Genomic DNA, 8072 nt, shown 5'->3' on the forward strand with positions numbered 1-8072 from the left:
GCCCCGCGCTGGGTCGAGCCGGACCAGCGGCAGCTGCTCGAGGCCTTCGCCACGCAGACGGCCCTGGCCCTGGAGCGGGCCCTCCTGGCCGAGCAGGGCGCCCTGGACAGGCGCCGGGCGGACGAGGAACGGCTCCGCAACGCCCTGCTCAGCTCGGTCTCCCATGACCTGCGCACGCCGCTGGGCGTCATCACCGGCGCCGTCAGCACGGCCCTGGAGACACCAGACCTGCCCGAACCCGCTCGGCGGGAGCTGCTGCAATCCGCCCAGGAGGAGGCCCAGCGCCTGCACCGACTGGTCAGCAACCTGCTGGACATCACCCGCCTGGAATCCGGAGTCCTCGACCTCCACACCGAATGGATGCCCCTGGAGGAGGTGGTGGGGGCCGCCCTCAACCGCCGGGAGCTGGCCCTGGAGGCCCACCGGGTGCGCGTCTCCCTGCCCGAGGACCTGCCCTTGGTGGCCATGGATGGGGTGCTCATGGAGCAGCTGCTGCTGAACCTCCTGGACAACGCCCTGAAGTACTCACCGCCGGGATCACCCGTGGACATCAAGGCCTGGGCCGCCGGGAAATCGCTCACGCTCTCCATCGCCGACCAGGGGCCGGGCATCCCCGCCGGGGAGGAGGAGCGGATCTTCGAGAAGCTGGCCCGGGGCCAGGCCGCCTCGAACCGGCCCGGAGCCGGGCTGGGGCTGGCCATCTGCAAGGGCATCGTGACGGCCCACCACGGGCGCATCCAGGCCGTGAACCACCCCCAGGGCGGCGCCCAGTTCCTGGTGACCCTGCCCCTGGGGACCCCGCCAGCGATGCCGGAGGAGGCCCCATGACCGGCCAGGGCGCCCTCATCCTGCTGGTGGAGGACGAGCCGCAGATGCGCCGCTTCCTCCGGGTGGCGCTGGAGGGCAGCGGCTACCGCTACCTGGAGGCGGGCACCGGCCAGGAAGGTCTGGCCCTGGCCGTCCAGCATCGGCCCGAGGCGATCCTCTTGGACCTGGGCCTGCCGGACATGGATGGCCTCGACCTCGTCACCCGCCTGCGGGAATGGAGCCGCATCCCCGTGATCGTGATCTCGGCCCGGGGCCAGGAGACGGACAAGGTGGGCGCCCTGGATGCCGGCGCCGACGACTACCTCACCAAGCCCTTCGGCACCCGCGAGCTGCTGGCCCGCGTGCGCGTGGCCCTGCGCCATGCGGGTCCGGAAGCCCAGCAGGAGCCGGTGTTCGTCCTGGACCACTGGCGCGTGGACCTGGCCAAGCGCCAGGTGCTGGTGGACGGGAAGGAAGTGCACCTGACGCCCCTGGAGTACAGCCTCTTCACCACCCTCATCCGCCACGCCGGGAAGGTGGTCACCCACCGCCAGCTGCTGAAGGAGGTCTGGGGTGGCGCCGCCGGGGCCCAGCCCCTGTATCTCCGCGTCTACATGACGCAGCTGCGGCACAAGCTGGAGGCGGAACCCTCGCGGCCCAAGTACCTCCAGACCGAGCCGGGCGTGGGCTACCGGCTACGGACGGAGAATTAGACGAGGCCCGCCCTTTCGTCCCGGCGCGTCGCAACCTTCGCCGCGAGGCCGGCCAGGCCGATGAGGCCGATCATGTTCGGGAACACCTGCAGCGCGTTCATCATGTCGCCCCAGGCCCACACCGCGGTGGGCTTGGCGATGGCGCCGAAGGGGATGAGCAGGCAGTAGACCCAGCGGTAGGCCTTCGTGGCCCGGGGCCCGACCAGGTACTCCAGGGCCTGCTCGCCGTAGAAGGCCCAGCCGATGAGGGTGGTGTAGCCGAAGAGGAAGGCGCAGAAGGCCACGATCCAGCCTCCCACCGTGGGCATCACCGTGTTGAAGGCACCGGCCACCGCCGCCGTGCTGGTGAGGCCCTCGCCCCCGGCGCGGGTCAGGGCGATGGACTGCTGCGCCACGCCGCTCACCAGGATGGTCAGGGCGCTGATGGACGAGGTCACGCAGGAGACGATGAAGGTCTCCATCACCGCGTGCAGGCCCTGCTGCTCGGGCCGATCGCTCTGGGCCGTGCCGTAAGCCACCGCCGCGGTGCCGTAGCCCGCCTCGTTGGCGTAGACGCCCCGGGCCACACCGTAGCGCATGGCCATCATCACTCCCAGGCCCGCGGCCGTGCCGCCGGCGGCCTGCAGGGAGAAGGCTTCGCGGAAGACCAGGGCCAGCACCGCGGGGAGGGCCGCGGCGTGCGCCACGAGCACGATCAGGCCCCCGGCCAGGTAGAGGCCCACCTTGAGCGGCGCCAGCTTCTCCGCAGCGCGGCCGATGGCCTTGATGCCGCCGATGATGACGGCCCAGGTCAGGACGCCCACGGCCAGACCCACCCCGAGCGAGGTCCGCGACACGGCGCCCAGCCAGGGCAGCACCACCTCGCCGGTGGGCAGCACGTGGCTCAGGGCCACGCCAATGCTGTTGGGCTGGGAGAAGGGCGTGGTGGTCAGGGCCCCCAGGCAGGCGACCACGGCGTAGAGCCAGGCCAGGGCCGGGGACTTCAGGCCATCCCGCAGGTAGTACATCGGCCCGCTCTTCACGGCGTCCCCCTGGGCCACACGAAAGCGCAGGCCCAGCACCGCCTCGCAGAACTTGATCGCGGTGGCGAAGAAGCCGTAGCACCAGATCCAGAAGAGGGCCCCCGGACCACCGGAGATGATGGCCGTGGCCACGCCCGCGATGTTGCCGGTGCCGATGGAGGCGCCCAGGGCCGTCATGAAGGCCTGGAAGGGCGTCAGCGGGCCATCCTTGCCCTGCGGGCGCGCCGACAGCATGACGCCCAGCGCTTCGCGGAAGCGGCGGACCTGCACGAAGCGCAGGCGCAGCGTGAGGTAGATGCCACCCCCCATGAGGACGAGCAGCACCCAGGGCATGAACAGCCGGTCCGCGGCGCGCTGGATCAGGTCGGAGAGGAGAGGCATGGACAGATCCTACGGGACGAAGGGACTGGCGGGTCAGGGGATTCGCCAGGGGGGCCGGGGCCGCTGGCCTGCGCCCTGAGCTGTCCAGGGGCCCTGTATACTGAGGGTTGTGCTGACCGCAACTCCCGAGGCGCCTCCCGGACGACTCCTGCGGCACGGAACGATCGAGGAGCCCGCCCATGTGTCCCAGCCAGGTGCCCGAAGGCGTGGAGCGGGGCTACATCATCCCCATCGGCGGCGCCGAGGAGAAGGAGCACGACCCCCGCATCCTCAAGCGGTTCGTGGAGCTCTGTGGCGGGGCCAAGGCCGACATCGTGGTGATCCCCACCGCCAGCCGCCTCCCCGACACCGGCAGCCGCTACGAGCGGATCTTCGGGGAGCTCGGCGCGGGCCGAGTGAAGGCCCTGGACTTCGATACCCGCAGGGACTGCTTCGAGGAGAACCGCCTGGCCCGCATGGAGGAAGCCACGGGCATCTTCTTCACCGGGGGCAACCAGCTGCGGCTGACGACCATCCTCGGCGGCACCCCCATGGCGAAGCTGGTGCGCCTCCAGAACGCCCGCGGCGTGCACACGGCCGGCACCTCCGCCGGGGCCAGCTTTCTCAGCGAGCACATGATCGCCTTCGGCCAGGAGGGCGCCATCCCCACCCTGGGCTGCGTGAGCCTGGCGCCGGGCCTGGGCCTCACCAACCGCTTCATCATCGACCAGCACTTCCGGCAGCGGGACCGCCTGGGCCGCCTGCTCTCGGCGCTGGCCTTCAATCCCTTCTCGGTGGGCCTGGGCCTCGACGAGGACACGGCCGCCTTCATCGGCCCCGACAACCTGCTGGAAGTGGAGGGCAAGGGCGGGATCACCGTGGTGGACGCCGCCAACATCGAATACTCCGGCATCGACGAGGCGGATGCGGGCCAGCCCATCTGCCTGCTGGGCCTGACCGTGCACATCCTCGTGGCGGGCGCCTCCTTCAACCTTCACACCCGCAAGGCCTTCCCTGGGCCGGATGCGCGTTCCTGGACCAGTGCCAGCACCTAACCCGGGAGGCCCGATCCTGGACAAGCGGGCCTGGCGTGGCATTCAAGGATCCCGCGGGAGGGGTTGGGCCGTATTGTAGGATTCAGACCAAACCCACCCCGTCAGCCGGATAAGGAAGACTCCATGCGCATCCTCCAGCGATCCGTCTACGTCGGCCCCTCGCTCTACGCCCACTTCCCGGTGATCCGCCTGGAGCTCGATCTGGAGGCCCTGGAGCAGTGGCCCACGGCCCGCCTGGGCAGCGGGTTCATCGATGGCCTGCTCCAGGCCCTGCCGGGCCTCCACGAACACGGCTGCAGCTACGGCGAGCCCGGCGGCTTCGTGCGCCGCATGCGCGAGGACGAGGGCACCTGGCTGGGGCACGTGCTCGAGCACGTGGCCATCGAACTGCAGAACGTGGCCGGCGAGCAGGTGACCTTCGGCAAGACCCGCAGCGCGGAGCGCCCGGGGGTCTATACGGTGATCTACGAATACGCCCAGAAGGAGGAGGGGGTCGAGGCCGGGGAGCTGGCCATGCGCCTGCTCTGCTCCCTTCTGCCCGATGACATCCGGCCCGAGCGCAGCGTGCCCGAGGACTGGGCGTGGGCCACGGCCCGCGACGAGTACATCCGCTACGCCCAGCGCCGGGCCCTGGGGCCCTCCACCATGTCCCTGGTGCGGGCCGCCGAGGACCGCGACATCCCCTGGATGCGCATGAACGAGCAGTCCCTGGTCCAGCTCGGCCATGGCAAGTACCAGCAGCGCATCCAGGCCACCGTGACGGGCCGGACGTCGCACATCGCGGTGGAGCTGGCCGGCGACAAGGAGGAGACCAACAAGATCCTGGCTAGCCTGGGCCTGCCGGTGCCCCGCCAGGAGCTGGCCCAGAGCGAGGAGGCGGCCCTCCGCGCCGCCCGGCGCCTGGGCTTTCCCGTGGTCACCAAGCCCTACAACGGCAACCACGGGCGGGGTATCTCCATCCGCCTCACCACGGACGAGGAAGTGCGCGCGGGCTACCTGGCGGCCAAGGAGCACAGCCGCACGGTCATCGTGGAGACCTTCGTGGAGGGCGACGACCACCGCCTGCTGGTGGTCAACGGCGAGCTGGTGGCCGCCACCCGCCGCACGCCGGGCCACGTGGTGGGCGACGGCGTCCACACGGTCAAGGAGCTGGTGGACGAGGTCAACCGCGACCCCCGCCGCGGCGTCGGCCACGAGAAGGTGCTGACCCGCCTGAGCCTGGATGCCCAGGCCGACCTGATGCTGTCCCGGCAGGGCTTCACGGCGGATTCGATCCCCCCGGAGCGACAGATCGTGCCCCTGCGCTCCACGGCGAACCTCAGCACCGGCGGCACCGCCACGGATGTCACCGACATCATCCATCCCGACAACCGGGACATGGCCACCCGGGCCATCCGGGCCATCGGCCTGGACGTGGGCGGCGTGGACTTCCTCAGCCCCGACATCACCGAGAGCTACCGCAGCGTGGGCGGCGCCATCTGCGAGGTGAACGCCGCGCCGGGCTTCCGCATGCACGTCCACCCCAGCGAGGGCACCCCCCGCGACGCGGCGGGCCCCGTCATCGACATGCTCTTCCCCCACGGGACACCGTCCCGGGTGCCCGTGGCCGGACTCACGGGCACCAACGGCAAGACCACCACGGCCCGCATGCTGGCGCACGTGGCCAAGATGGCGGGCTACACCCCGGGACTCACCACCACCGACGGGGTCTACATCAACGGCCAGCGCACGGTGGAAGGCGACATGACCGGCCCCGTGGCCACGCGCATGGTCCTGGCCGATCCGCACATCGACCTGGCCGTGCTGGAGATCGCCCGGGGCGGGCTGCTGCGGGCGGGCATGGGCGTCCCCTTCGTGAACGTGGGCGCCGTGCTCAACGTGCAGTCCGACCATCTGGGCCTAAAGGGCATCGACACCCTGGAGCAGCTGGCGGAAGTGAAGCGCATCCTGGTGGAAGTGGCGCGCGACTGCGCCGTGCTCAACGCCGATGATCCCCAGGTGGTGAAGATGTCGGCCTACACGGAAGCCAAGACCATCTGCTACGTCACCATGAATCCCCAGCACACGCTGGTGCGCGAGCACATCCGCGCCGGGGGCCGCGCCTGCGCCCTGGAGGCGGGGGTCAACGGACAGATGATCACCCTCTACGACAAGGGCAGCCACATCCCCCTGCTCTGGACGCACCTGATCCCCGCCACCATGGAGGGCCGCGCCCTGCACAACGTGCAGAACGCCATGTTCGCGGCGGCCATGGCCTTCTCCCTGGGCATCAAGCTGGATGCCATCCGCATGGCGCTGCGCACCTTCGACACCACCTTCTTCCAGGCCCCGGGCCGCATGAACGTCTTCGACAAGCACCCCTTCAAGGTGATCTTCGACTACGGCCACAATGCCCATGCCGTCGGCGTCATGGCCGACCTGGCCTGCGCCCTCGACGTCACGGGCCGGCGCATCGTCGTGCTGGCTGGACCGGGTGACCGGCGCGACGAGGACCTCGTGGCCATCGCCCACACGGTGGCCGGCCGCTTCGACCACTACATCTGCCGCCGGGACGACGGCCTCCGCGGCCGCGACGGGGACGAGGTGCCCCGCATCATGGCCAGGGCTCTGGAGGCCAAGGGAGTGCCCGCCTCTGCCATCAGCATCATCCCGGATGAGCAGGAAGCCACCGACGCCGCCCTGCGCATGGGACAGACCGGGGACCTGCTGCTGGTCTTCGCCGATGCCCTGACCCGGTCCTGGAAGCAGATCATCAAGTTCCGGCCGGATGGCGCACCCCCCACCGTGGCCGTAGCGCCCACCTCCCATGCCTTCGAAACCCCGGCCCCGGGGCCCAGCCAGGAGGAGCCCGTCCTCGAGCTCGAGGGCCTCATCCGGGATGAGCGCGGCGTCCGCTTCGCGCGGGAGAGTGACGACTGAGCGGGATCGGGACCTCCCCCTTCGAGGAGAGTCGCCGGCTCACGGGTCCGAACCTCTGGTTCGGAGCCTGCGGCGCCGTGCTCGAAGCGCCCCTGCCCGGCGGCGGTGCCTCCGCGGCGCTGGCCCGCTGGGAGTGCCTCGTCACCGAGATGCGGCGGCACCTGGGTTGGACCGAAGGCCCGGTGGTGGCACGGTTGCACGCCGGTGGTGCCACCCTGGCCTTCGAGGCGCCGGAGGACCAACTCTTCACGGCAACCGAGGTCAACGAGTGGGCCTGGCAGCAGGCGCTGGAGGAAAAGACAGACCTTGGCTTCCCCCGTCCCTGCGCCCCGGGCCACCCGGCGGTGGGAGATGCCGTCTCGGCGGCGAGGACACTCGCGGCCCTGGCCGCCGAAGAGGCGCGGCCCGCCCTGATGGCCCTGCTGGCGGAGGCGCGCCGGCGCAACCTGCCCTCCCTCCTGGGCGAGGACAGCCTCTCCCTGGGGGCCGGGTGCGGCCATCAGGCTTGGCCCCTGGACGCGCTCCCCGCGCTGGACCAGGTGCCCTGGCCGCGGCTGCACGGCATCCCCACGGTCCTGGTGACGGGCTCCAACGGCAAGACCACCACCACGCGCCTGCTGGCCGCCATGGCCACCGCCCAGGGCTGGACGACCGGCTTCACCTGCACCGATGGCGTCAGCATCGCGGGCGCGCTCGTCGAGGCCGGGGACTACTCCGGCCCCATGGGCGCCAGAGTCGTGCTGAGGGATGCCCGGGTCGAGGCGGCCCTTCTCGAGACGGCCCGGGGCGGCATCCTCCGGCGGGGCCTGGCGCTGGCCGAGACCCCGGTGGCGCTCATCACCAACGTGAGCGCCGACCACTTCGGCGAATACGGCATCCACAGCCTGGAAGACCTGGCCGAGGCCAAGCTCGTGGTGGCCCGTGCCGTGGCTCCCGGTGGCACGCTGGTGCTCAACGCGGACGACCCCCTGCTGGTCGCCCACAGCCGCGGTCTGGACTGCGCGCTCGGCTGGTTCGCGCTGGACGCCGACCACCCGGTGCTGCAGGAACACCGGCGCCTGGGGGGCGCCACCTGCGGCGTGCAGGACGACCACCTGAGCCTCGCCTGGCAGGGCAGCGTCCATGACCTCGGCGCGGTGGCCACCATGCCCCTGAGCGCGGGCGGTCACGCCGCCTACAACCTCTCGAACCTGGCC

General features: G+C 71.1%; 6 protein-coding genes. 5 read left to right on the plus strand and 1 reads right to left on the minus strand.

What is annotated here, in order from left to right:
- Window positions 1-828: sensor histidine kinase (locus WAS25_RS06175; protein WP_422310645.1), on the plus strand; the 828-nt coding region annotated here is incomplete at its 5' end.
- On the plus strand, window positions 825-1520 hold the full coding sequence (locus WAS25_RS06180) for a response regulator (protein WP_422310646.1): 696 nt from the start codon (window positions 825-827) through the stop codon (window positions 1518-1520). The genes WAS25_RS06175 and WAS25_RS06180, both read left to right, overlap by 4 nt.
- Here the strand turns inward: WAS25_RS06180 and WAS25_RS06185 are convergent.
- On the minus strand, window positions 1517-2923 hold the full coding sequence (locus WAS25_RS06185; protein WP_422310647.1) for an alanine/glycine:cation symporter family protein: 1407 nt from the start codon (window positions 2921-2923) through the stop codon (window positions 1517-1519). The genes WAS25_RS06180 and WAS25_RS06185 overlap by 4 nt on opposite strands.
- 179 nt (window positions 2924-3102) lie before the next feature.
- On the opposite strand from WAS25_RS06185, the gene WAS25_RS06190 reads away from it, so the two are divergent.
- From WAS25_RS06190 to WAS25_RS06200, 3 genes are all read left to right on the plus strand, one after another.
- Window positions 3103-3957, plus strand: coding sequence for a cyanophycinase (locus WAS25_RS06190; protein WP_422310648.1), 855 nt, complete (start codon window positions 3103-3105; stop codon window positions 3955-3957).
- A gap of 123 nt (window positions 3958-4080) precedes the next feature.
- The gene (gene cphA, locus WAS25_RS06195; RefSeq protein WP_422310649.1) at window positions 4081-6876 is read left to right on the plus strand and encodes a cyanophycin synthetase; all 2796 of its coding nucleotides are present in this window, start codon (window positions 4081-4083) and stop codon (window positions 6874-6876) included.
- A gap of 77 nt (window positions 6877-6953) precedes the next feature.
- Window positions 6954-8072: Mur ligase family protein (locus WAS25_RS06200; protein WP_422310650.1), on the plus strand; the 1119-nt coding region annotated here is incomplete at its 3' end.

This window comes from Geothrix sp. (assembly GCF_049292215.1).
Classification (GTDB): Bacteria; Acidobacteriota; Holophagae; order Holophagales; family Holophagaceae; genus Geothrix.

Coding starts and splice junctions, on each gene's coding strand:
- WAS25_RS06185 (WP_422310647.1), bottom strand. CDS start 2,923: ATGCCTCTCCTCTCCGACCTGATCCAGCGCGCCGCGGACCGGCTGTTC.
- WAS25_RS06180 (WP_422310646.1), top strand. CDS start 825: ATGACCGGCCAGGGCGCCCTCATCCTGCTGGTGGAGGACGAGCCGCAG.
- WAS25_RS06190 (WP_422310648.1), top strand. CDS start 3,103: ATGTGTCCCAGCCAGGTGCCCGAAGGCGTGGAGCGGGGCTACATCATC.
- cphA (WP_422310649.1), top strand. CDS start 4,081: ATGCGCATCCTCCAGCGATCCGTCTACGTCGGCCCCTCGCTCTACGCC.